The sequence below is a fragment of the Paenibacillus agaridevorans genome (assembly GCF_018604145.1).
GTDB lineage: Bacteria > Bacillota > Bacilli > Paenibacillales > Paenibacillaceae > Pristimantibacillus > Pristimantibacillus agaridevorans.
Window position 1 is genome coordinate 7226079 of sequence record NZ_CP075889.1, and the last position, 23726, is coordinate 7249804.

Sequence of the window (23726 nt, forward strand, 5' to 3'; positions counted from 1 at the left end):
AGACGCACCGGCGGGTGCGCGAGAGGAGCTTGTGTGATGTCCCACTATTATTCTTCGTCTTTCCATTATTCCGCTAAACCTTATCGTTTTCCATACCGCAAATCGTACGGATTCATTCTTATGGCAATTATTGTGCTCATTATGAGCTGGGAATCTCAAAAAATGGACGCTGCTCTCGCTACCGGCGACATTCCGACGGAAGCCATCCGTCTTCGTATATTAGCTAATTCCGACAGTGCCGCCGATCAGATGGTCAAGCGCATCGTGCGCGATGAGATCGTCAAAGCGATGAACGGCTGGGCAACAGGCCCGCAAAATATCGAAGAAGCGCGCCGCACGATCCAGTCTAAGCTTCCCGAGCTGGAAACGGTCGTAGCAAGCGTGCTTAAGAGCAGAGGCTTCGAATACGATTCTTCGGCCGAGCTCGGACTGGTCGAGTTCCCTACGAAGATGTACGGCAACAAAGTATATCCTGCCGGACAATACGAAGCGCTGCTCGTTACGATCGGCGAAGGGAAAGGTCAAAACTGGTGGTGCGTGCTGTTCCCGCCTCTTTGCTTCGTGGATGCGGCAACAGGCGAAGCGTCCGCGGCAGCTGAGGTTGAAACGGCCGTTGCGGCTGAGGCGAACGAGGAAGCCGCGACGAACGTAAAAGCGGCGTCGGCCACAGATGCCGGTGATGCCGGGTCCGATACTCCGGAAGCGCCGAAAGCAAAGTTTTTCTTGTGGGAAATGATACAGAAGTTCATCGACTGGATCAAGTCCTTGTTCTAGGGAAGAACAGCCAATCAAAGTCCACCTATCCAAATATTATCCCCCATGCCGCGCCCTGTCTTTTACTATAATAGAAGTGTGGGGAGGGATTGTGGATGAAGATATTGATCGTGGACGATGAACCGAGACATCGCAGAGGGATGAAAAATATGATTCTAACGCTGCGCCCCGCAGACCTCGTCCTGGACGCGAAGGACGGAGCGGCGGCGCTGGCGCTTATCAAGGAAGAGCGGCCTGACGTGGTGCTGACCGACATCCGCATGCCCAATATGGACGGACTGGAATTTCTCGGGATGCTGGAGCGGGAAAATGTGAAGCCCAAGGTTGTTATGGTATCTGCTTATGATCGTTTCGAATACGCGCAAACCGCGATGCGGCATGGCGCTTATGATTATTTGGTGAAGCCGGTGGACGAGGGCAAGGTAGAGAGCCTCTTGCAGCGGGTGGAAGCAGCCCTCAGGGCGGAGACGATTCGCGATTCGGAGTCCGAGACGCTTAAGCTAAAGCTCCAGGAGGCCGCTTCCGCTTACAGGAAGCGGCTGCTGCTGTCCTGGATGAACGGCATTCTAAGCGAAGCGGAACGGGAAGAGCTGGCGGGGCTGGATTGGCTGCGGGGGCCTGGCGCTATAATTCTGACCCAGTTCCATCCGGCGACTGGCGAAAGCGGCGATTCCGGGACCGGTGCGCTCATCGCCGAGATGGAGCGGGTGTGCGGGCGTTATGGCCCTGCATGCACCTTGCCGCTGGACGTGTCGCCGGGCGGCGGCTGCGAGCTGCTGACATTGTTGCCGTGGCTATCCCCGGCGTTTGCCGAAGGAGAACATGTTACGGGCCTGGCGGTAGGCGACAGCTGGAAGAGGTCGGACTCGTCCGAATCCGGCTACGAATGGAGCCGCAAGACCGACACTCTATCCGCGCCTGCTTCGGCTGATGAAGCGGAGCTGCTCCGAGACTTAAGGTCGCCATCCGTCCCTGCCCCGACAGACGCGGAGTGGCTGCTCCAGGACTTAAAGTCGCTAAACGAAGCTTGGCTTCGCCGCGGACGGTTGTGCCACACTGTTGGCAGAGCTCGGAATTCGATGTGGGAAGAGGGGCAGCGGGCATTTCGTCATGCTCGCTCTGCAAGCGCTTACCATTTTTACGAAAGAGAAGGCGGCGTGCTTTTGGGAGGTGAGCCGTCGGCATCATGGGATTCGGGCGCCGCGATCGACAGCGAAGCGTTGTACGAGCTGCTTCAGCGCAGAGATCCGGAAGCGGCTATCGAGATGAATGCGAAGGCTTTCGAACGGCTGGCCGACGGATGGCGGCTGCCGCCGCCGTCGCTCAAGGAGCATGCCGCGCTGCTGCTGATGAAGATCAAGAGCCGCAACCGCGAGCATGTGGACCGCGAGGTCGGGGGAGAGCTGGCCCAAGCCGCGGTGACGGGCGTGCCGGCATGCCGCACCTACCTGGAGCTGACGGCGCTGATGGAGGAGAAGCTGCGCGAGGTGCACGCCGCGCTGCATGCGGGCAAGGACGGGCGCGACAAGGAGCTGGCGGAGGAATGCCTCAAGTGGATCGCGGAGCATCGGAAGGAGCCGGTCACGCTGGAGTCGGCGGCCGAGCGGTTCTACTTCAACCCGTCGTACTTCAGCACCTGGATCAAAAATAATACCGGCCGGACGTTTACGGAGCATCTGCTGGAGGCCCGGATGAACAGCGCGGCCAAGCTGCTGGCCGACAGCCGACTCAAGATCTACGAAGTCGCCAAGGAATGCGGCTATTCGGACACCAAATATTTCTGCCGCGTCTTCAAAAAGCAATTCGGGCTGTCGCCCGAACGCCATCGACAGATGTCCCAGCGGCAAAGGAGAGACGAGACACCATGAGAACGACGTTCCGCACCCGCCTTCTGGTCAGCTACGTGCTTCTGATCGTAGTGCCGCTTGTGACGGCGGGCATCATCTTCTACAACAAAAGCCTTGAGGTCGTCGTCGGCCAGGCCCAGCAGAACGTCCAGAGCATCGTCGTCAAGAACAACGAAATCATCGATACGAAGCTCGGCATCGTGGATCGGAACAGCCAGGCCTTGTTCGTGGACAGGCAGCTGTTCGAGCTCTTTAACACGCTGGACACGAGCGACGAAGCGGAGCTGCTTGCCGCCGACAGGATAGTCGGCAGCGCGCTCCGCTCCTACTTCGCCCAGATCGAAGACGTCTACGCGTATCAGCTGTGGACGTCTTATTTCACATACGGGCAGACGCTGCCTCAGGGCAAGCCGCAAGACTCGGATATTTACCATGAGGCGCAAGAGGCAGGCGGCAAAACGGTCTGGTACCCGACTTACGACTTTGCGGACATGTTCGGCCAAGCTTATCTGGATGACAGCCGGCTGGACTTTCAATACTTGTATTCGGCCACGAGGGTGGTCGATTTCTCTTATCTCAGCAATTCCTCGCTGGAGCGGCTGGGACCGGACGTAGAACGGCCTGTGCTTGCGGTGAGCTTTAAGGCCGACTCGCTGACCAAGCTGTTCGAGCAGAGCATTCCCGCCAACTCCCGCTATATGGTTATCGATCGGAGCAATGTAATCGTTGCGGGAAGCGATACGGAGGCCATCAGCACGAGATACGAGGGGGAGTGGACTCAGGAGCTGCACGAGGAGGGGAGCGGAACGCGGCGGATGACGCTGGACGGCGAAGCCGTTATTATCTGCTTCGATCGCTCCAAGGTGACGGGCTGGCTGTCGATCGTCATTACCCCGGAATCGGTGCTGGCTCAGGAGCTGGTGCCCGTCATCCGTACCTCCACCGTGCTGCTCTCCCTTGTGATGGGCGCTGTCGCGCTGGCGCTCGCTTATTTTATCTCCGGCAAAATTACGAATCCCATCAAACGGCTGCTGGGCGCCATGAGATCGGTCGGAGAGGGCGACTTTCATACGCAGCTGGACGTTCGCTCCAGCGATGAATTCGGTCTCCTTATTCAGCGGTTCAACCGGATGAACGACCGCATACGGCTGCTGGTAACGGAGAATTACGAGAGCCGGCTCAAGGAGCAGGAAGCGGAGATTCGGGCTTTGAACATGCAGATGAATCCGCACTTCCTGTACAACACCTTAAACGTGATGAACTGGACCGCCATCGAGAATGGACAGAAGGAGCTCAGCAAGATGCTGGTCTGTCTCTCCCATATGCTGCAGTACACGACGCGCAAAGAATGGAGCTCCGTCCGGCTCGCCGAGGAGCTGGAATGGATGAAGAGCTACTTCTACATCATGTCGGCCCGGTTCGAGGACAAGTTCACGGTTCATTACGATATCGATCCCGAGCTGTACGACTGCAAGCTGCCGCGCCTGCTGTTTCAGCCGTTCGTCGAGAATGCCATCCTGCACGGCTTCGTCCACCTGGAGACGGGCGGCATTATTCATATACGCGCTCGCAAGGAAGGCGGCGATTGTCTATTCGAGGTGGAGGACAACGGCAAGGGGATGAGACCGGAGGCGGTGCAAGCCATTTTGGAGAAGGAATCGGCGTCCATCGGCATTAATAATACGATTGCGCGAATCCGGCTTGCCTATGGCGAGCGGTACGGAGTCGATATTATCTCAGGGCCCGGAGAAGGGACGCGGATCGTCATTACGCTGCCGCACGAAACCAATTAAAGTCCACCAATACAAAGATATTGGGAATATGTAAGCGTTACCGGGTGCTCTATACTGAAATCATCATAGACTGCAGCTATGAAAGAGATGGCATGATCATCGCTTATTCGGAAAGGGGTATATTCACATGTTGCGTAGTAAAAAAACGATAGCCTCGCTGCTGGCGCTAACGCTTCTTGGAACGACGATACTCGCCGGCTGCTCTCGTCCTTCGAAAGAAACGGATACGGGGGGCAATAGCGGGCAAGAGGGTTCGCCTGCGCCGATCACGCTGCGCATGACGGTATGGGGCGCGCCTGACGAGCTGGCTGCTTACAAGGTCGCCATCAAGCGATTCGAGGATAAATACTCGCATATTACAGTCGATCTGCAGCATATCGCCGCGGATTACGATACGAAGCTGACGACGATGGTCGCGGGCAACGATGTGCCCGACATCGCCATGATGGAGTCCGGCACCATCGCTTATCCGCTGGCCGAAGAAGGAAAGTTCTTGAATCTGCAAGAGTTTCTGGACAACGACCCGCAGATCAACGTCGACAGTCTCGTGCCGAACCTGCTCTATTCGCTGGAGCCGGGTCACGTGATCGGGATCGCGCCGGGGCCGGAATCGTTCGGCCTGTTCTACAACGAAGACATGTTCAAGGATGCCGGCGTCGAGCCGCCTCCTGCCAAAGCGAGCGAGGCATGGACATGGGATGAATTCGTAGAAGCGGCGAAGTTGATGACGATCGACTCGCAGGGAAGGAACGCGAACGACCCCGCTTTCGATCCGAAGAACATCAAACAATTCGGCATCAACTTCCCGACCTGGTGGGGCGGCTACAGCAATTTCATCTATTCCAACGGGGGCGACTTCGTCTCCGCGGACGGGAAGACCTTCGCTCTCAATCAGCCGGAGGCGGTCGAGGTGTTCCAAAATATCGCCGATCTGATGAATGTGCACCATGTGGCGCCGTCGCCGGTTCAGTCGAAAAACATTCCGGGCACCAATGTGGCGCTGCAGACTAAGAAAGTCGCGATGGTCATCGACGGCCAGTGGGCGTCCACTTCGCTTGCGCAATCCAACTTTAACTACAACGTGGGCGTGCTGCCGGTCATGAAGGAGCCTATGACGACGATCGTTGCCGGCATGTTCTCGATGTTCAAGTCGACGAAATATCCGCAAGAATCGTGGGAGCTGATCAAATATTTGATCGATCCGGAATCGTCCATCGACATGATTACGGCAGGCACCTGGATGCCGTCCTATAAGAGCTGGTACACGGAGAACGATCTTCTGGCCAGATGGACGGAAAATCTCGCTTCCCGTCCGTCGGGCTACAAGGACGCTATCGTAGAAGTGCTCCTGAACAGCAGCCATCAGACGCCTACGGGCTACGTCAAAAACTTCAGCAAAATCATGGATGTCGTCTCACCCGCATTGGATAAAGTCTGGCTTGGCCAACAGACGGCGCAAGAGGCGCTGGACGGCGTCGCCGCCAAAGCGCAGGAGCTTGTGCAAGGTCGCCGCGACATTCAGCAATAAATGATAACGGGAAGGGCGGCGGCATGAGGCGCGTGGTTAGACAGCCTCGGCCGCCGCGTCCCGGAGCATCGACAGGTCGGCCTGCAACGGGAGGTATACATGAGAAAAGGGCTATTGTACGGCTTGCTGTTCACGTCTCCCGCGATTTTGGGCTTCCTGCTGTTTACGCTGGGTCCCATGATCGCGAGCTTGGTGCTTAGTCTTAGCGACTATAGCGTGTTCAAAGAAGGAACTGCGTTCATCGGTTTTGATAATTATGTCCGCTTGTTCAGCGGAGAAGACGATTTGTTCTACCAATCGCTGGGCGCTACCTTCTATTTCGTGGCGCTGCGCGTGCCGGCGGTTATTCTGATCTCGTTCGCGGTCGCGCTGCTGCTCAACATGAACGTCAAGGGGAGGGCGCTGTTCCGCACCATTATTTATTTGCCCAGCATCGTGCCGGCCGTGGCGTCGGCGATGATCTGGATGTGGCTGCTCAATCCCGATCTGGGACTGATCAACACCGTGCTGGAGTGGCTTCATCTGCCTACCAGCAATTGGCTGTATGCTGAGAGCAGCGTTATTCCGTCCGTCGTGCTGACGACGTTATGGGGCATCGGCGGTACCGTCATTATTTTTCTGGCGGGCTTGTCCGGCATTCCGAAGCAATATTACGAGGCAATCGACGTGGATGGCGGCGGCTGGTACAGCAAGCTGCGCCACATTACGATACCGATGGTGACTCCGACGCTGTTTTTCAACACGATCATGACGATTATCAGCTCGTTCCAGGTGTTTAACGAAGCTTACATCCTGACGGATGGAGGCCCTAACAACAAAAGCTTGTTTTACGTGTTCTATCTATGGCGCACCGGCTTCCGGGATACGGAGATGGGTTACGCGTCGGCGCTTGCATGGGTGCTGTTCGTCATCATTCTGTTCTTTACCTTTATCGTGTTCAAAAGCTCCAAGTCATGGGTGTACTATGAAGGAGGAGGGCGCTCATGAAGACATCAAGACTTACGCTCGCAGCGGGTTATGCCGCGCTTATTCTCGTATCCGTCATGTTCATTACGCCTTTTATCTGGCTGATCCGAAGCTCGCTCATGAATTTGTCGCAGATCTTCACCATGCCGCCGGAATGGATTCCGAACCCCGTGCAATGGGGCAACTTCAAAAAGGCGCTAACGATTCTGCCCTTCGACACGTATTTCATGAACACCTTCATCATCGTCATCGGCGTGCTGGTCGGCACGATCGTGACAAGCACGGTCGCGGCGTTCGGGTTCTCGCGGATCCAGTGGAAGGGACGGGATATCGTGTTCGCCATCCTGATGTCGAGCATGATGCTTCCCGCCGCCGTGACTTTGATTCCGAGCTTCCTGGGCTGGCAGATGTTAGGCTTCTACGATACGTATTATCCGCTGATCGCTCCCGCCTACTTCGGAGGAGGCATCTTCAACATCTTCCTGCTGAGGCAGTTCTATCTGACAATTCCGCGGGACTTCGACGAGGCGGCGGTAGTGGACGGAGCCGGCTACTTCGGCATCTACTTCAAAATCATTCTGCCCCTCAGCCGCTCCGCCGTCATCGTCGTTGCGCTGTTCACCTTCCTCGGCACGTGGAATGACTTTATGGGTCCGCTCATCTACTTAAAGAGCGACCATCTGTTTACGCTGGCGCTGGGATTGCAGATGTTCCAGGGCACCTACACCGCCCAGTGGGACTTGCTTATGGCCGCGTCCGCCGCGGTCGTGCTGCCGTGCGTGATCGTATTCCTGGTCGGGCAGCGGTACTTCCTGGAGGGCATTACGCTGACTGGTTTAAAAGGATAGCATGGTTAGAACGGAGATCATCGATACCAACAAGAGAGAGGGAGAGTTTCCATGCCGATTGCTACATCCCCGCTGAAGCGCTGGGGCAACGTTCCGTTCACGAAGGTGGAGATCCATGACGGCTTCTGGCGCCGGCGCCTGGAATACGTGCGGAGCGTGACGCTGCCGGCTTGTCTGGAGAAATGCGAGACGACCGGCCGTATCGCCAATTTCGAGAAGGCGGGCGGCACGAAGGAAGGAACGTTCGAGGGAATCTATTTTAACGATTCCGATGTGTACAAGGTGCTGGAGGGCGCCGCTTATTCGCTTATGCTGAATCGCGATTCCGCGCTGGAGGCGGAGATTGACCGGATCGTCGATGCGATCGCGTCGGCGCAGGAGCCGGACGGCTATCTTTGCACCTACTACACGCTGACGGCGCCCGAGAGCAAGTGGACCGATATGGAGAAACACGAAATGTACAACGGCGGCCATCTGATCGAAGCGGCGGTCGCCTATTACGAAGCGACGGGCAAGCCGGCTATACTGGATGTCGCACGCAGGCTGGCGGATCATTACGACTCGCTTTTCGGGCCCGGCAAGCGTCATTGGGTAGAGGGGCATCAGGAGATCGAGCTGGCGCTGGTCAAGCTGTACCGGCTTACGGGAGAAGAGCGGTATTGGAAGCTGGCTCTGTGGCTGCTGGAAGAGCGCGGTCACGGCCATGGCGTCGGCCGAATCTGGGATATCCCGGAGTGGGGCCCCGCTTATTGTCAGGACGATGTGCCGGTCAAGGATATCGAGAAGGTGACGGGACATGCCGTTCGCGCGATGTATCAATACGCGGCCATGGCGGATGTCGTTCACGCTTCCGGGGATCCGGCATATACGGCGGCCCTGCACCGCGTATGGGCGCACACGGTAGAGCGGAACATGTATATTACCGGCGGCATCGGTCCGTCGCATCATAACGAGGGCTTCACGCACGATTACGATCTGCCTAACGAGACGGCTTATTGCGAAACCTGCGCGGCCATCGCGATGGCGTTCTGGAACCACCGGATGAATCTGCTGTTCGGCGACGGCGTCTACGCCGACATCGTGGAGAGAGAGATGTACAACGGCGCGTTGTCCGGCATCTCGCTTCACGGCGATCGGTTCTTCTATGTCAATCCGCTGGCCTCTCAAGGCGGACATCATCGCGTGGCGTGGTTCGACACCTCCTGCTGCCCGACGAATCTGGTGCGCTTTCTGCCTTCTATCGGCCAATATGCGTATGCCATCGCCGACGGCGGCATTGTCGTCAATCAGTATATGGGCGGCGAGTCGGAGCTGGCGTTGGCTGACGGGCGGTCCGTCAGGCTGAAGCAGACGACGAACTATCCGTGGGAGGGCAGTATCGCGATCGACGTGGTTGATCTGCGGTTGGCAGAGGGTTTGGGTTCGGGCTTAGTTACGGGCGGCTCGGGAGGCGATGTGGGGAACAATGTTGGAAGCAATGTTGGAAGCAATGTGGGAAGTTATGCGGAAGGCAATGCGGTACAATCGTCTGCGGCCTGCGACAGCTTCCCCATTCGGCTGCGGGTGCCGGGCTGGTGCGGGAGCTACCGGATTCTGCTAAACGGCGTTGCGCTCTCGGGAGCGGATGCCGTGACACAGAACGGCTATCTGGTTATCGAGCGGAGTTGGACTCCGGGAGACAGTCTTGTACTGGAGCTGGATATGCCGGCAGAGAAAGTGCGTGCGCGCGGCGAAGTGGAGTCGAATCGGGGGCGGGTCGCCATCCAGCGTGGTCCCGTCGTCTATTGCCTGGAGCAGGCGGACAACGGGGGGCTTCCCTATGACGGCTGCGTGATTGAGCCGGGCTCGTCCTTCGTCGCCCAACATCGCCCCGAGCTGCTTGGCGGCGTAACTGTGCTTAGCGGCTCGGCGTCAGACGGAACGCCTATCGCACTCGTGCCGTATTATGCCTGGGACAATAGAGAAGCGGGATATATGCAGGTGTGGCTGCGTACGGCGGAGGATCGCAGACTGTACTCCGTATAAGGGGGAGCGGTCGGCGAATGCTGAACCAGGTCGTTCGCAGCTGCATGTCCCCTTCGGCGAAACAAAGTTCGCCATAATCAGAGGAGGAAGCCAATGAACGTAAGTGAAAGTAAAGCTGCTGTGACATCGGGCAATCCGATTCTGCCGGGTTGGTACGCCGACCCGGAGGCGCGTATCTTTGAGGGAAGGTATTGGATTTATCCCACCTGCTCGGCTCCTTACGACGAACAGACCTGGTTCGACGCCTTCTACTCGGACGATCTCGTGCACTGGAGCAAGGCGGAGCGGATTCTCGAGATGAGCAGCATTTTGTGGGCGAAGCGGGCGTTATGGGCTCCATCCCCGATTGAGAAGAACGGGCGGTACTATTATTATTTTGCTGCCAACGATATTCAGAGCAACGAGGAGCTCGGAGGAATCGGCGTCGCTGTAGCAGACCGGCCCGAGGGGCCGTATCGCGATGCGCTGGATCGACCGCTGATCGACCGGTTCGTGAACGGCGCGCAGCCGATCGATCCCCACGTTTTTCTGGACGACGACGGGTCCGCCTATTTGTATTACGGCGGCTGGGGACGATGCAATGTCGTGAGGCTGGGCGAGGACATGATCAGCATCGTCAATTTCCCGGACGGAGAGACGTTCAAGGAAGTGACGCCGGAGAAGTTTGTGGAAGGGCCATGCATGATCAAACGGGACGGGTGCTACTATTTCATGTGGGCGGAGGGAGGCTGGGGCGGGCCGGATTATTCGGTCGCGTACGCCATCTCGGATTATCCCGTGGGACCTTTCGAGCGCGTAGGCAAAATCCTGCAGCAAGACGCCGCCGTCGCCACTAGCGCGGGGCATCATGGCGTGCTGCAAATTCCCGGTACGGACGAGTGGCGCATCGTTTACCATCGCCGGCCGTTATCGGAGACCGATCCGAATCACCGCGTCGTCTGCATCGACCGGATGACGTTCGCGGCGGACGGGACGATCGAGCCGGTTCGGATCACATTCGATGGCGTTGCTGCTCGTAATATGGGTTAAGGCAATAGACAGGCGGTTCGATGATAAAAGCGCAAGTCCGAGGGAACCGTTTCCCTGGAGCTTGTGCTTTTTCGCCGTATGGAATATTGCCAAAAATTAATGTCCGGTTGGAGCTCCGAAGGTACAGCTTCGAAAGTAGCTCCGGGGTATCCTGTAACCTGTTTTTTCGGGTTGCAGCTCCCAAAGTAACTCCGCGTTTACACTGTAACCTGTTTTTTCGGGTTGCAGCTCCAAAAGTAACTCCGCGTTTGCACTGTAACCCGACTTTTCGGGTTTCGGCTCCCAAAGTAGCCTCGCGGCACCCTGTAACCCGATTTTTTCGGGCTACAGCCCCAAAAGTAGCTCTGCGGCACCCTGTAACCCGACTTTTTCGGGCTACAGCCCCAAAAGTAGCTCTGCGGCACCCTGTAACCCGACTTTTTCGGGCTACAGCCCCAAAAGTAGCTCTGCGGCACCCTGTAACCCGATTTTTTCGGGCTACAGCTCCAAAAGTAACTCCGTGGCATCCTGTAACCCGATCTTTGAGACTGTCGATTAACTCTAGAACATGCACAAATAAAAATCCCTAAATATCCATTAAAACCACCCGTTTTCTTCAAATATCTCTAAATAACTCCCTATATCGTGGTATAATAGATTTATATTGAGGGGAGAGAATGACAATGGCAGTCGCGTTCAAACAGTTTGAGCAGCTTTCATTTGCGGATATCGAGGTTTACTCCGTGTTGCCCGAGCATCCGATCTGGAGTAAGGTCGATGAACTCGTGGATTTTAGCTTCGCGGATCGCATTTGTGCTCATCTCTACTCGTCGCGCGGTCCAAAACCCTATGCACCATCCATAAAGTTTAAGCTGCACGTTGTCCAGCGATATTACAACCTTTCGGATCGCGAGATGGAGGAGCGCGTCATTGGCGATCTCTTCATTAAGCGGTTTTTGGGCGTTCCGGTCAGTTTTATGGGGTTCGACCACAGTACGATCGGCCTTGACCGCGACCGGCTGGGTTCGGCATTGTTTGACGCTTGTCATCACCACATTCTCGCACAAGCCAAACAAAAGGGGTTGTGGGGCGACAACAAGGACATTTGGATTGTCGATTCCTTCGTAACGCAAGGGAATGCCGTTTACCGCTCATCCTATCGTCTAATCAAACATGCCTTTGTCCGGGTGCTCAATCATTTGAAACGTGCGTACCGGCAATTGTTTGACCGCGCACTTACCGGGCTTGACTTGCGTCCGTTGACCGCCAAGCTTCCTCCCCATGCGACGCCTGAGGATCTCGCCGTTGCTTTCAGCCAATTGGTTCTAATGGCGTACGAACTGCTGCACTGGTTTGAAAAGGATTCGATTCGCGACTTATTCTGGACATGGTCTTATCCGGAACGACGACTGGTTTCGTTGGAGCACCAGGCCATTCTGTTCCAGATTTTAATGGAGAATGCGTACCCGGAAGACCCGAATGATCCCCATGTACCCTACAAAAAAATAGAGCGTAAAAAACGGCTCAAAGACCGTATTGGCAGCGCAGTCGATCCGGAAAAGCGAAATGGTGCCAAAAGTAAAACCGTACAATTCTTCGGTGACAAGGTACAGGTGGTCATATCAGAAACCAATGGCATCGTGCTCAATGCGGAACCGATTGCAGGCAATGAGCCGGATGGCGAACGTCTGCAGGAACTCGTGAGCGCTGTGATGAAAGAGCATAACGCCAAGCCTGAGTATGTCTTGGGCGATTCTGCGTACGGATACGGCGCGCACCGTAAGGCGTTAACGAAAGAAGGCATGCAACTTGTAGCACCACTAAAATCGGTTGGCGTCAACGCGAAAGGACTCATGTCCAGCGACTTATTCCACTACGATCTCGAAACAGAATCGGTCACCTGCCCCCAAGGTCAAGTAACCACTCAGGCTCACGACATGCGGGGGGAGCTTGGCAAGCAATATATCTTCGCCAAATCGCAATGCAAGAACTGCCCGGTTAGAACGGAATGCACGACGAGCAAAAAGACCGGAAGAACCATTTTCATCAGTGATTACTATGCGGAATTCAAGCAAGCAGAAGTCTTTAATGCGACCGATGAAGGCAAGACTTTACTACAGAAGCGTGCGAACATTGAACGGAAATGTAATGAGATGAAAAACCACAACGGGCTGGGCAGAACGCGATTACGTTCCCGGGAGAAGCGACGTATAGACACAAAAATTGTGGCCGCGGTGACGAATCTGAAGCAAATCGTTAAACATGCGCAGGGTTCGCTTACGCTGAGTTTTCAGCGAAAGCGTGGCTCTGGTCAGCTACGGGCATTTTCCGGTTAAGGGGAGCAAAAGGAACAAAAAACGGGCATGATATGCCCGGATTTGGACGCCACAAGGGGCTAGAAGTAAAAAAATACAAAAAACACGATGCGGGATAGTCTGAGGGTTATTTAATCGACAGTCTCTCTTTTCGGGTTACAGCTCCAAAAGTAGCCTCGCGACGCCCTGTACCCGAATTTTACGGGCTACAGCTCCGGAAGTAGCTCCGCGACTGGGCCGGGAGGAGACTAAATACCGCTCCGATAAGGCGAATAAGGTCGTGTGTCTGTTACAGTAAACATACATATTCATATTGGAGGATAACGTCTTACCCGTCCTTTAGGAGGAAGGAGCGGATTTTTGAACTCGCACTTATACTGCGTGTCAGTCTAATCCTTTTCTTGTGCTATAATAACGGTGCAACGGTTATTTTAAATATAGCAAGGATTGAATCATACAGATGATCGAGACTATAGTTTGGCAATCAGGCCCTTCGAGCAATATGACTGGCGGCAACGCACCGGGCAGGAAGGAGCTCTCCACAGCCAAGGGGGAACTCTCCATGGCAAAGGATGAGCTCTCCATGGCCGCGGACAAGCTGCGTTCTGGCGGGCTGGTGGCCTTTCCCACCGAGACGGTATACGGCCTCGGCGCGGATGCGCGGAGCGACGAAGCTGTCGCAGGCATCTTCGAGGCCAAGGGGCGTCCCTCCGACAACCCGCTGATCGTGCATATCGCGCGCCGGGAGCAGCTCGACGAGCTGACGGTATCCGTCTCTCCGCTGGAGGAGGCGCTTATGACGGCCTTTTGGCCGGGGCCGCTCACGCTCGTGCTGCCCGCCCAAAAAGGAGCGCTGTCGCCGCTGGTGACTGCGGGGCTGTCCACCGTCGCCGTCCGGATGCCGGATCATCCCGTCGCGCTGGAGCTGTTGCGGCAGGCCGACTGCCCCGTCGCGGCGCCGAGCGCCAATCGGTCGGGCCGTCCCAGCCCGACGACGGCCGCGCATGTGCTGGAGGATCTCGGAGGCCGCATACACGGCATCGTGGACGGCGGAGCGACCGGCTTAGGGCTGGAGTCTACGGTCGTACAGCTGGAAGACAACGGCCTTGTCCGCATCCTGCGACCGGGAGGCATAACGTCGGAGCAGCTTCGGGCTGCGCTGCCGGAAGCCGTCGTCGTAACCGACGACGAACTGCATGGGGAGTCTGCCCCGCGTTCTCCGGGCATGAAGTACACGCATTATGCGCCGCGCGGCGAGCTGACGCTGGTGCGCGGCGACGACCGCGACATCGTGGCGGCCGCCATCCAGCATGCCGTGGAGGACTGCAGTTCCGCCGGTGTCGCGACCGGCGTGCTCGCATTCGACGAACGGGCGGCGCAGTACCAGGCGGATCTCGTCATTGGCATGGGCAGCGAGGCGTTGCCTCAGGAGGCGGCCAAGCGCCTGTACGCCGCGCTGCGCGAGTTCGATGCCGCGGGCATTCAGCGAATCTGGGCGGAAACGCCGGGCCCGGACGGGATCGGCGCTGCGCTTCTCAATCGGATGGTCAAGGCGGCAGGCGGCCGCATCCTACTCGCAAATCCCGGGAATTAGTATGAACGACCTCTTGTCCGCATATGTTGGTTAGAGAATGCGCGGTGGACAAGGGGAGATTGGATTGGGAGATGCGAATCTATTTGCCGGGCAAGTGCTGACGCTGTTGTGCATAGCGGCGGCGCTAGGCTTTGACGCTTTTTCGCTTGGCCTGGGAATCGGGCTTAAGGGAATCAGGGTGCGGGATATTCTGAAGCTGGGCTTCGTGATCGGACTGTTCCACGTCTTGATGCCGATCGGAGGCTTAATGACGGGACACCTTGTCAGCGATATGTTGGGGCAAGTTGCATCGACTGCCGCTGGCGTGCTGCTCATTCTGCTTGGCTGCCATATGATGTACAGCTCGTTCAAGGGCGAAGAGGTGCGGTCTTTCGATCACCGCACGGCCTGGGGGCTGCTGGTGCTTGCGTTCAGCGTCAGCATCGACGCCTTCTCGGTGGGTATTACGCTGGGCATGTTCTCGGCGGATCTGTGGCTGACCATTACTCTGTTCGGATTGATTGGCGGGCTAATGTCTATGCTGGGCTTGTTGCTGGGCAGGAAAGTCGGCGGCAATCTGGGCGAATACGGCGAGGCATTAGGAGGCGCGATCCTGCTCGTATTCGGCGCATTATTTGTCTTTTAACGCAGAAGGGCCCTGAGCCCATATCAATCGAATGAGAAAGGGGAACACTGGGATGAAACGAATCTTGTTCGTCTGTACCGGCAACACATGCCGCTCTCCGATGGCCGAGGCGCTGCTGAGAGAGCAAGCGGCCAGGAGGGGCATAACGGTAGCCGTCCGATCCGCCGGCGTGTCCACCGTCGACGGTCTTCCGATCTCCTCTCATGCACTCGAGGCGCTCCGCAGACGGGATATCGCGCATAACGGTTCCTCCCGTGCTTTGACGGCTGAGGCCGTTGCTTGGGCGGATCTCATTTTGACGATGACCACGGGTCATAAGCGAAGCTTGCTTCATGTCCATCCGGATGCGGTGGACAAGACGTATACGCTCAAGGAGTTCGCGGGGGCGGATGCCGCCGTGCTGAAAAATATCGAGGAGCTCGAAAGCCTGTATTCCGACATGCAGATGAAGGGCGCGATTGGACAGCAATTAACGAGCGAGGAGCGCAGGCGGATGCTGGAGCTGGAGCGAAGCATTCCCAGCTTCGATATCGCCGATCCCTTTGGAGGCGCGTTATCCACCTACGAGAGCTGCTCCGGAGAGATCGAGGATGCGGTCCGCAAGCTGCTCGACAAGCTGACGGGTCGGAGTCTGATCAAGTGAAAACGGGCGTTCTTCCTCCGAATTCCGGATTGCTTTATATCACGCCATGAGATATGATGAATATACAAACACGGTTTCCGATGTAACTGGCGACGGAAGTGGGTAACCACGGTGGAGCATCGGAATATACGGCCGGTCGCCTGGGCAAAGAGCGTCATGCTGCAAAGCATGTCTGCTCTTTTTTCGTTTTTTTCAAGATGCGAGAATGCATAAGCTGTCGCTTAGCCGCTTTGCCTTGCCTGTACGGTTGTCGTCCGCGGTCGGCTGTTGTCGAATTCTTAACATAAAGCAGAACAACTCCGATAGAGCTTTTCCCGCCGTAGAGGTATACTAACAGCATGAGGGGATTTGCCTAGCGCAAGGAACCGGGCAAGGAAATTCTGGAGAAGAGGTGTTGGCATTGAAGATTGCGATTGGAGCCGACCATGCGGGCTACCGCTTGAAGGATGTAATCGTTCCGTTATTGGAGTCGCTTGGACACGAGATTGAGGATGTCGGCTGCGACTGCAGCCAGTCCGTGGATTATCCGGATTATGCTATGCCAGTCTGCGAATCGGTTGTCTCGGGCAAAGCCGAGCGCGGCATTTTAATCTGCGGCACGGGCATTGGCATGTCGATTGCCGCGAACAAGGTTCCGGGTATTCGCTGCGCGCTTGTGCATGATTTGTTCTCCGCGCAAGCGACGCGCGAGCATAACGATACAAACGTGCTTGCCATGGGCGAACGTATTATCGGACCGGGCGTAGCCGAAGAGATCGTCAAGGTGTGGCTGTCGACTCCGTTCTCCAACGGCGAGCGTCATGTAGGCCGCGTCAACAAAGTGATGGAGATCGAGAAAAAGTTCAACTCGCGCCCTTAATAGTGAGTTCAAAAAGTTCGGTTATCAGTACCGAGAAGATTGAAGGCGACTAGAAACTGAGGAGCGGTACACGTTTTCGAAGAAAACGACATCGGGAGCATGCGCTTAGCAGAGCTACGTGAGCACCTGCAATGTTTCCGAAGGAAACATACTTCCTAAGCATATGCTTAGGTTCGGTTGCGTTTAATATTCGATGTCGAGTAAGCTTCTCGGTATACTTCGTAATGGGAATCGGACTTTTTGAACAACCTCTTAATAGCGCGGGCGATTCCTTAGTAGGAGGCGTTGAACGATGACGACGGAGAAGCGAATCCCCGATCCATCTCTCTGGTCCGCCGATGTCGAGCGCATCGTCCGGGAGCTGGCCGAAGCCGGCCGCCTGCGTGCCCATGAGCTGCTCGTAATCGGCGCCAGTACCAGCGAAGTAATCGGCGAGCGAATCGGCACGGCAGGCGCGCTTGAGGCCGCTGCCGCCATATATGCGGGCGTGGAGGCAGCACGCAAAGATATTGCATTCATTCCCGCCTATCAATGCTGCGAGCATCTAAACCGGGCGCTTGTCGTGGAAGAAGAAGCGGCTCGGCGATACGGTCTTGAGCTTGTGCATGCCGTACCTATTCCCAAAGCTGGAGGGTCGATGGCGGCTTATGCTTACGGCAAGCTTTCGAATCCCTGTCTCGTGGAGTCGATTCAGGCTCATGCGGGTATAGACATCGGGGATACGTTCATTGGGATGCATTTAAAGAGGGTGGCCGTACCCGTACGCCCTTCTATCCGTTCCATCGGAGAAGGACATGTGACGATGGCCATAACCAGACCGAAGCTTATAGGCGGTGCTCGCGCCGTATATGAGCCGCAGAACGTCTTAACCGCCGAGCAATCGGCGGATCATTGTGAGTAATGAACCACACTATATTCTATTTCAGGAGGAATCATCATTATGGAACATCTACGTAAACAAGATCCAGAGGTATTGAAGGCACTTGGCCTTGAGCTGCAACGCCAACGCGACAACATCGAGCTGATCGCGTCCGAGAACATCGTAAGCGAAGCTGTCCTTGAAGCTATGGGCTCCGTATTGACGAACAAGTATGCAGAAGGCTACCCGGGCAAACGTTACTATGGCGGCTGCGAGCATGTCGATATCGTCGAGGATCTGGCCCGCGATCGCGCCAAGGAGCTGTTCGGCGCCGAGCACGTAAACGTACAGCCGCATTCCGGCGCACAAGCGAACATGGCTGTGTACCTGGCTGCTCTTAAGCCTGGCGACACCGTACTCGGCATGAACCTGGCTCATGGCGGTCACTTGACGCACGGCAGCCCGGTTAACGCATCCGGCTTGCTGTATAACTTCGTGGCTTACGGCGTACAAGAGGATTCCTTCACCATCGATTACGAAGAAGTTCGCAAGCTGGCGTTCAAACACCGCCCTCGCATGCTCGTGGCGGGCGCGAGCGCTTATCCGCGCATCATCGACTTCGAGAAACTGGGCCAAATCGCGAACGAAGTCGGCGCGCTCTTCATGGTTGACATGGCGCATATCGCAGGTCTGGTTGCAGCCGGTCTTCACCCAAGCCCGGTGCCGCATGCCCATTTCGTTACGACAACAACGCATAAGACGCTTCGCGGACCTCGCGGCGGCATGATCATGTGTCGCAAGTCCTGGGCGGCAGCCATCGACAAGGCCGTATTCCCAGGCTCCCAAGGCGGCCCTCTGATGCATATCATCGCAGCGAAAGCAGTTGCGCTGGGAGAGGCTTTGCAGCCATCCTTCAAGGAATACGCCCAGAACGTCGTGAACAATGCGAAGGTGCTCTCCGAGGAGCTTCTGTCCAAGGGCATCAACATCGTATCCGGCGGCACGGACAACCACCTGATGCTGATCGATACGCGCAGCCTAAACATTACGGGCAAAGCTGCCGAGCATGTACTCGACGAAGTAGGCATCACCGTGAACAAAAACGCGATTCCATTCGACCCGACGAGCCCGTTCGTCACGAGCGGCATCCGTGTGGGTACGCCTGCGGCTACGGCTCGCGGCATGAACGAAGATGCGATGAAGGTCATCGCGGAAGTTATCGCGCTGGTGCTCAAAAATCCGGAAGACAGCGCGACATTGGATAAGGCTCGCGGTATGGTGCGCGATTTGACGGCCCAATTCCCGCTCTACCCAAGCATCAACTACTAATTAAAAACTTTGCATGAAAAAAGCACCGTTGTGGCAAAATGCTACAACGGTGCTTTTTTGTCGTTATAGGAAATGATGCAACCATTTCGAATGCGGGTAAGCAGAGTTCCGTTGGATTTTAATATCACGCCAAAGATCCATATAAGGGCCCTTATGAGGCTGTCGAATCATTGTGAGTAACGGAGCTGAAACGTTCTGCATTTCGTTAACGGACCTCAGAGCCTCTAATTGCAGCATTTTCGCGAAATTGAAAATCTAACGGACATTGCAGCTCGGATGGTTCAAATAGGGGCGCTTGTGTCCATTAGATTATAGAAACATTATCTAATCGATCAATAGCGACGCTCCTGTCGATGAGGAAACAGCCGTTTTGACCTAGAGCCTCTTAGAAGGTTATGCATGATGTAAAACTGTTCCAAATGATTGAATAACGGAGTTGAGTTTTGATAGTTCGATTACATGAGTTTTATTTGTAAAAATATAACTATAATGTAATCTTGATTTCAATGAAAACTAGGGTTTATGTTGTTCTAAAACGCCTTGAAATGAAGAAAAAATACGCAAACAAGAATCGTAATGGAGTTAAAAACCGAAACCAATAAATAATCATCCTCCGCAAAAGTGGAAATGGATGCAACATTGTACAAGCGTATAGACGCGTTACAATATCAATACTTAGGCGCATTGTCGCCTAAATGCTCTAATGCATATACGTATTAGTGCAAATTCGCATCAACGCGTTAAAGGAAAGGTAACATGGCGATTTGTCAGGTGGCTCATAATGTTTCCGATCTAGGGACATAGTAAAAAAGCGGCTGGAAAGTTTTTCGAAGAAGTTGTCGGTTGACAATTATTAATTTTTGGTTGTATATTGTTTAACGTCGAATAAATAATAATTCATGTGAGAAATGATGACATTTTCAATGAAATTCAGTTTTCAAGTCCCATTAACACGGCTGTAAAAAAATTATATATAAAATTAGGAGTTGATGTATGTGAAAGGGAGTTTCAAAAAGCCGGCACAGTTCATGCTAGTTTTGATCGTCGCATTCAGCATGCTTTTGACTGCTTGTACAAGCAACAACAACAAAGCGGCTAATCCGGGCAACAAGGACGGCAACAACGCCGGATCGGAAACGCCAGCTGCTCCGCAAGAATTCCGCTTCACTCTTGCAAGCGAACCGCCAAGCTTGGATCCTGCTCTGATGACGGACGCCCAGTCCAGCATTGTGGCAGCAGGTTTGTATGAGGGCCTTACTCGTCTGAACACAAAGGGCGAGCCTGAAAATGCAATCGCTAAAGAACTGACTGCTTCAGAAGATGGCAAGACGTACACGATTAAACTCCGTGACGACGTGAAATGGAGCAACGGCGACCCTGTAACAGCAAACGACTTCGAATATGCTTGGAAACGCAGCTTGAACCCTGAGACGGCATCCGAGTATGCATATATGTTGTTCTACCTTGAGAACGGCGAGAAATACAACGCCGGCGAAGCTACCGCTGACGACGTAGGCGTTAAAGCGCTGGACGAATACACGTTGGAAGTGAAGCTCTATACTCCTGCACCTTACTTCCCGAGCTTGCTTGCTCACTACACATACCTGCCCGTACATCCAGCAACTGTCGATGCTGCTGCCGACTGGGCTGCGGAAGCTGCGACGATCGTATCCAATGGACCGTTCCTTCTGAAGCAATGGGCGCATGCGGACAAGCTGGTTCTTGAGAAGAATCCCGATTACTACAACAAAGATGCGATCAACTTCGACAAAGTAACCATCTCTCTTGTCGAGGACGAGAACACCGTATACCAATTGTTCGAAACAAATAAAATCGACTGGATCGGCGCTCAAGCGGGTTCCGTGCCTACCGACCTGACGAAACAGCTGATCGAAGAGAAGAAAGCGGAAGTGACTTCCGTAGCTTCGACTTATTATTACCTGTTCAACAATGAGAAAGCTCCCTTCTCCAACGTAAAAGTACGTAAAGCATTCTCCATGGCGATCGATCGTCAATCCCTGATCGACAATGTAGCTCAAGCGAACCAGCAACCGGCATTCGGTCTGGTGCCGCCAAGCATCACAGGCGCTGGAGGAAAGTTGTTCCGCGAGACGTATCCGGACACCTTCTTCACGGAGAACGTTGAAGAAGCGAAGAAGCTGCTTGCGGAAGGTTTGGCCGAAGAGGGCATGAAGACTCTTCCGGAAGTAACATTGCTGTATAACACAAGCGAGGGCCATAAGAAGTTGGCTGAAGCGGTAGTTGACATGTGGCGCAAGACGCTGGGCGTAGAAGTGAAACTGGCTAACCAGGAGTGGGGCACGTTCCTCGAAACTCGTAAAGCCGGCCAGTTCGACATCGCTCGTTCCGGCTGGGGCGCTGACATCAACCACCCGATCAACTTCACGTATGACCTGATTCACCCGAAATCCGGCAACAACGACGGTCGTTACAACAACCCTAAAGTGCAAGAACTGCTTGATGGTTCCCTTGTAGCGGAAACGCCTGAGAAAACGATTGAAATGTTGGCTGAAGCCGAGAAAATCGCCATTCAAGACGACATGGCTGTATTGCCGGCTTACTACTACACGACTGTAACGATGGTTAAACCAGGCATCGAAAACGTAGTATCCGACTATGCGGGTCACATCGACTGGGTATTCGGCAGCAAGAAATAAGGTCACTTTAACCGTGGCTTTCTCAAATAAGAGCTTGAACAACCTCTAAGAGTAACGGTCAAAAGGGTATATATAGTCTCTATATATACCCTTTTGAAATGCAAATAAAGATTGTGAGAGAGTGGGTGATCGTATGCTCCGCTACATTTCCGGCAAGTTTTTATTTATGGTTCTCTCTTTGTTTATTTTGGTAACGGCAACGTTCATGCTGATGAACGCTATCCCGGGGAGTCCTTTGCAGTCCGAGAAGGCGACCAGCGAAGCCGTCCAGAAAAACTTGGAAGCGTATTACGGCCTCGACAAGCCGCTGTATGTACAGTACGGGAAGTATCTCGCCAACCTTCTGCAAGGCGACATGGGGATATCCATGAAGAAGAAGTTCCAATCGGTTGACAAAATGATTGCACAATCGTTTGGCCCCTCATTAAGACTGGGTATTTCGGCGATCGTGACGTCCGTAGTCGTAGGTTGCATTCTCGGCATTTTGGCAGCGATGTACCATCGCAAATTTATCGATAATCTGGCCATGATTATAGCTGTTATCGGCCTCGCAATACCAAGTATCGTGCTTGCTCCCGTCATGCAATATTTCCTTGCCACTAAGCTGGGCTGGTTTGAAGTCGCCGGTCTCAATGGACCGATGGATTACGTATTGCCTACGATCGCGCTGGCCTCCGGTCCGATCGCTTTTATCGCACGTCTCCTCAGATCCACCATGATTGAAGTATTAAACGCAGATTTTATTAAAACCGCCAAATCCAAAGGGCTTGCCGGTTATGTCATTGTCGCAAAGCATGCGCTTCGGAATTCCATGCTCCCGGTTGTCACTTATTTGGGCGTTCTGACCGCCGGCATCATTACGGGCTCCGTTGTCGTAGAGAAAATTTTTGCGATTCCAGGCATCGGCAAACACTTTGTTACGAGTGTTATAGATCGCGATTATCCGCTTATTATGGGCATTACCATATTCTACGCCGTTATTTTGATGATTAGCCGTTTCTTGTCGGATATTGCATATGTACTGGTGGATCCGCGCATGCGAGCCGGCGGAAAGGTGGGGAAATAAACGATGTCTAACTTCAATCCGAAACCGCGCGGCAAGGAACGGTCGGACACGCTTACTCCCGACATGTTCGAGAAGCTGCGCCGCGAAGAGGTTCGCGTCGACGAAGTCGGCCGTGCAACCCTGACCGCCTGGCAGGATATCTGGAAGCGGCTTACGAGCAATAAGCTCGCGATGCTGGGTTTCTGGATTATCGCCGCCCTGGTGGTTTGCTGCCTTGTTGTTCCCTTAATTTGGCCATTTGACCATTACACGACAGAATTGACGAATACGAACCAGGCTCCGAACGGAACGCATTGGTTCGGCACCGATGAGCTAGGCCGCGATATGTTCGAGCGTGTCTGGAAGGGCGCTCAGATTTCCTTGTTTGTAGGCGTCGTCGCGGCGCTGATCGATTTGGTGCTCGGCGTTATATACGGCGGCATTATGGGGTACTACGGCGGCAAAGTCGACGAGGTCATGAACCGTTTCGCCGAAATTTTGTACTCCATTCCCTACCTTCTTGTCGTTATCCTGCTTTTGGTCGTTATGGAGCCAAGCTTGACGACGATTATCGTCGCGATGTCGATTACGGGCTGGATCAACATGGCCTGGATCGTGCGCGGCCAAATCATGCAGCTCAAGAATCAAGAATACGCGCTTGCTTCCAAGTCCCTTGGCGCTGGCGCAATGCGTATTATTTTCCGTCACCTGGTGCCGAATGCGATGGGACCGATTCTCGTTACGCTGACCCTGACGATCCCGAGCGCGATCTTTACCGAAGCGTTCCTGAGCTTCCTGGGTCTGGGGGTTCAATCGCCAGCTGCTTCTTGGGGTACGATGATCGACGACGGCGTAGGCGGTATTTTCAACTATCCGTGGCGCTTGTTCTTCCCGGCCATCTTCCTCAGCGTAACCATCTTTGCCTTTAACGTCTTCGGGGACGGTCTGCGCGACGCATTCGATCCGAAGCTGAAAAAATAACAACACAGC

General features: G+C 54.7%; 18 protein-coding genes and 1 riboswitch. All 18 genes read left to right on the forward strand.

The window, feature by feature from the left end:
- Positions 1-36: 36 nt before the first annotated feature.
- The 18 genes from spoIIR (at position 37) to KJW29_RS29125 (ending at position 23717) form a co-directional block, all read left to right on the forward strand.
- Positions 37-774 carry a stage II sporulation protein R gene (spoIIR, locus tag KJW29_RS29040; RefSeq protein WP_214627257.1) on the forward strand — a complete coding sequence of 246 codons (738 nt, stop codon included), beginning with the start codon at positions 37-39 and terminating at the stop codon, positions 772-774.
- 95 nt (positions 775-869) lie between these two features.
- The gene (locus KJW29_RS29045) at positions 870-2642 is read left to right on the forward strand and encodes a response regulator transcription factor (protein ID WP_214627258.1); all 1773 of its coding nucleotides are present in this window, start codon (positions 870-872) and stop codon (positions 2640-2642) included.
- Positions 2639-4414 (forward strand): sensor histidine kinase, encoded by a 1776-nt coding sequence (locus KJW29_RS29050; protein ID WP_214627259.1) that lies wholly within the window; start codon positions 2639-2641, stop codon positions 4412-4414. The genes KJW29_RS29045 and KJW29_RS29050 overlap by 4 nt, the downstream gene beginning before the upstream one ends.
- 127 nt (positions 4415-4541) lie before the next feature.
- On the forward strand, positions 4542-5942 hold the full coding sequence (locus KJW29_RS29055; protein WP_214627260.1) for an ABC transporter substrate-binding protein: 1401 nt from the start codon (positions 4542-4544) through the stop codon (positions 5940-5942).
- Between the two features lie 99 nt (positions 5943-6041).
- Entirely contained in the window at positions 6042-6929 is an 888-nt protein-coding gene (locus tag KJW29_RS29060) for a carbohydrate ABC transporter permease (protein ID WP_214627261.1), read from the forward strand.
- A complete protein-coding gene (locus tag KJW29_RS29065) occupies positions 6926-7756 on the forward strand; it encodes a carbohydrate ABC transporter permease (RefSeq protein WP_214627262.1) in 831 nt (276 codons plus the stop codon). The genes KJW29_RS29060 and KJW29_RS29065 overlap by 4 nt, the downstream gene beginning before the upstream one ends.
- A gap of 51 nt (positions 7757-7807) precedes the next feature.
- The gene (locus tag KJW29_RS29070) at positions 7808-9781 is read left to right on the forward strand and encodes a glycoside hydrolase family 127 protein (RefSeq protein ID WP_246608427.1); all 1974 of its coding nucleotides are present in this window, start codon (positions 7808-7810) and stop codon (positions 9779-9781) included.
- A gap of 93 nt (positions 9782-9874) precedes the next feature.
- Positions 9875-10810: a glycoside hydrolase family 43 protein gene (locus tag KJW29_RS29075; RefSeq protein WP_214627263.1), complete on the forward strand. Its 936-nt coding sequence runs from the start codon at positions 9875-9877 to the stop codon at positions 10808-10810.
- 662 nt (positions 10811-11472) lie between these two features.
- Positions 11473-13125: a transposase gene (locus tag KJW29_RS29080; RefSeq protein ID WP_214627264.1), complete on the forward strand. Its 1653-nt coding sequence runs from the start codon at positions 11473-11475 to the stop codon at positions 13123-13125.
- A gap of 541 nt (positions 13126-13666) precedes the next feature.
- Positions 13667-14698: an L-threonylcarbamoyladenylate synthase gene (locus KJW29_RS29085; protein ID WP_246608428.1), complete on the forward strand. Its 1032-nt coding sequence runs from the start codon at positions 13667-13669 to the stop codon at positions 14696-14698.
- A gap of 37 nt (positions 14699-14735) precedes the next feature.
- Complete coding sequence (locus KJW29_RS29090) at positions 14736-15323, forward strand: manganese efflux pump MntP (protein WP_087569919.1); 588 nt, start codon at positions 14736-14738, stop codon at positions 15321-15323.
- A 52-nt stretch (positions 15324-15375) separates the two neighbouring features.
- Positions 15376-15966: a low molecular weight protein arginine phosphatase gene (locus KJW29_RS29095; protein WP_214627265.1), complete on the forward strand. Its 591-nt coding sequence runs from the start codon at positions 15376-15378 to the stop codon at positions 15964-15966.
- Positions 15967-16038: 72 nt separating this feature from the next.
- Positions 16039-16119: riboswitch (ZMP/ZTP riboswitch) on the forward strand.
- A 247-nt stretch (positions 16120-16366) separates the two neighbouring features.
- Complete coding sequence (gene rpiB / locus KJW29_RS29100; protein WP_087570017.1) at positions 16367-16825, forward strand: ribose 5-phosphate isomerase B; 459 nt, start codon at positions 16367-16369, stop codon at positions 16823-16825.
- A gap of 292 nt (positions 16826-17117) precedes the next feature.
- Positions 17118-17726: a TIGR01440 family protein gene (locus KJW29_RS29105; RefSeq protein WP_214627266.1), complete on the forward strand. Its 609-nt coding sequence runs from the start codon at positions 17118-17120 to the stop codon at positions 17724-17726.
- Positions 17727-17765: 39 nt separating this feature from the next.
- The gene (locus KJW29_RS29110) at positions 17766-19013 is read left to right on the forward strand and encodes a serine hydroxymethyltransferase (protein ID WP_143810351.1); all 1248 of its coding nucleotides are present in this window, start codon (positions 17766-17768) and stop codon (positions 19011-19013) included.
- A 995-nt stretch (positions 19014-20008) separates the two neighbouring features.
- Complete coding sequence (locus KJW29_RS29115; protein ID WP_179215717.1) at positions 20009-21691, forward strand: peptide ABC transporter substrate-binding protein; 1683 nt, start codon at positions 20009-20011, stop codon at positions 21689-21691.
- 133 nt (positions 21692-21824) lie between these two features.
- A complete protein-coding gene (locus KJW29_RS29120) occupies positions 21825-22757 on the forward strand; it encodes an ABC transporter permease (protein WP_187103261.1) in 933 nt (310 codons plus the stop codon).
- A gap of 3 nt (positions 22758-22760) precedes the next feature.
- A complete protein-coding gene (locus tag KJW29_RS29125; protein ID WP_087569913.1) occupies positions 22761-23717 on the forward strand; it encodes an ABC transporter permease in 957 nt (318 codons plus the stop codon).
- Positions 23718-23726 lie beyond the last annotated feature (9 nt).

Excerpts from the sequence above, each read along its gene's own strand:
- spoIIR (WP_214627257.1), top strand. The coding sequence starts at position 37 with ATGTCCCACTATTATTCTTCGTCTTTCCATTATTCCGCTAAACCTTAT.
- KJW29_RS29045 (WP_214627258.1), top strand. The coding sequence starts at position 870 with ATGAAGATATTGATCGTGGACGATGAACCGAGACATCGCAGAGGGATG.
- KJW29_RS29050 (WP_214627259.1), top strand. The coding sequence starts at position 2,639 with ATGAGAACGACGTTCCGCACCCGCCTTCTGGTCAGCTACGTGCTTCTG.
- KJW29_RS29055 (WP_214627260.1), top strand. The coding sequence starts at position 4,542 with ATGTTGCGTAGTAAAAAAACGATAGCCTCGCTGCTGGCGCTAACGCTT.
- KJW29_RS29060 (WP_214627261.1), top strand. The coding sequence starts at position 6,042 with ATGAGAAAAGGGCTATTGTACGGCTTGCTGTTCACGTCTCCCGCGATT.
- KJW29_RS29065 (WP_214627262.1), top strand. The coding sequence starts at position 6,926 with ATGAAGACATCAAGACTTACGCTCGCAGCGGGTTATGCCGCGCTTATT.
- KJW29_RS29070 (WP_246608427.1), top strand. The coding sequence starts at position 7,808 with ATGCCGATTGCTACATCCCCGCTGAAGCGCTGGGGCAACGTTCCGTTC.
- KJW29_RS29075 (WP_214627263.1), top strand. The coding sequence starts at position 9,875 with ATGAACGTAAGTGAAAGTAAAGCTGCTGTGACATCGGGCAATCCGATT.
- KJW29_RS29080 (WP_214627264.1), top strand. The coding sequence starts at position 11,473 with ATGGCAGTCGCGTTCAAACAGTTTGAGCAGCTTTCATTTGCGGATATC.
- KJW29_RS29085 (WP_246608428.1), top strand. The coding sequence starts at position 13,667 with ATGGCAAAGGATGAGCTCTCCATGGCCGCGGACAAGCTGCGTTCTGGC.
- KJW29_RS29090 (WP_087569919.1), top strand. The coding sequence starts at position 14,736 with ATGCGCGGTGGACAAGGGGAGATTGGATTGGGAGATGCGAATCTATTT.
- KJW29_RS29095 (WP_214627265.1), top strand. The coding sequence starts at position 15,376 with ATGAAACGAATCTTGTTCGTCTGTACCGGCAACACATGCCGCTCTCCG.
- KJW29_RS29105 (WP_214627266.1), top strand. The coding sequence starts at position 17,118 with ATGACGACGGAGAAGCGAATCCCCGATCCATCTCTCTGGTCCGCCGAT.
- KJW29_RS29110 (WP_143810351.1), top strand. The coding sequence starts at position 17,766 with ATGGAACATCTACGTAAACAAGATCCAGAGGTATTGAAGGCACTTGGC.
- KJW29_RS29120 (WP_187103261.1), top strand. The coding sequence starts at position 21,825 with ATGCTCCGCTACATTTCCGGCAAGTTTTTATTTATGGTTCTCTCTTTG.
- KJW29_RS29125 (WP_087569913.1), top strand. The coding sequence starts at position 22,761 with ATGTCTAACTTCAATCCGAAACCGCGCGGCAAGGAACGGTCGGACACG.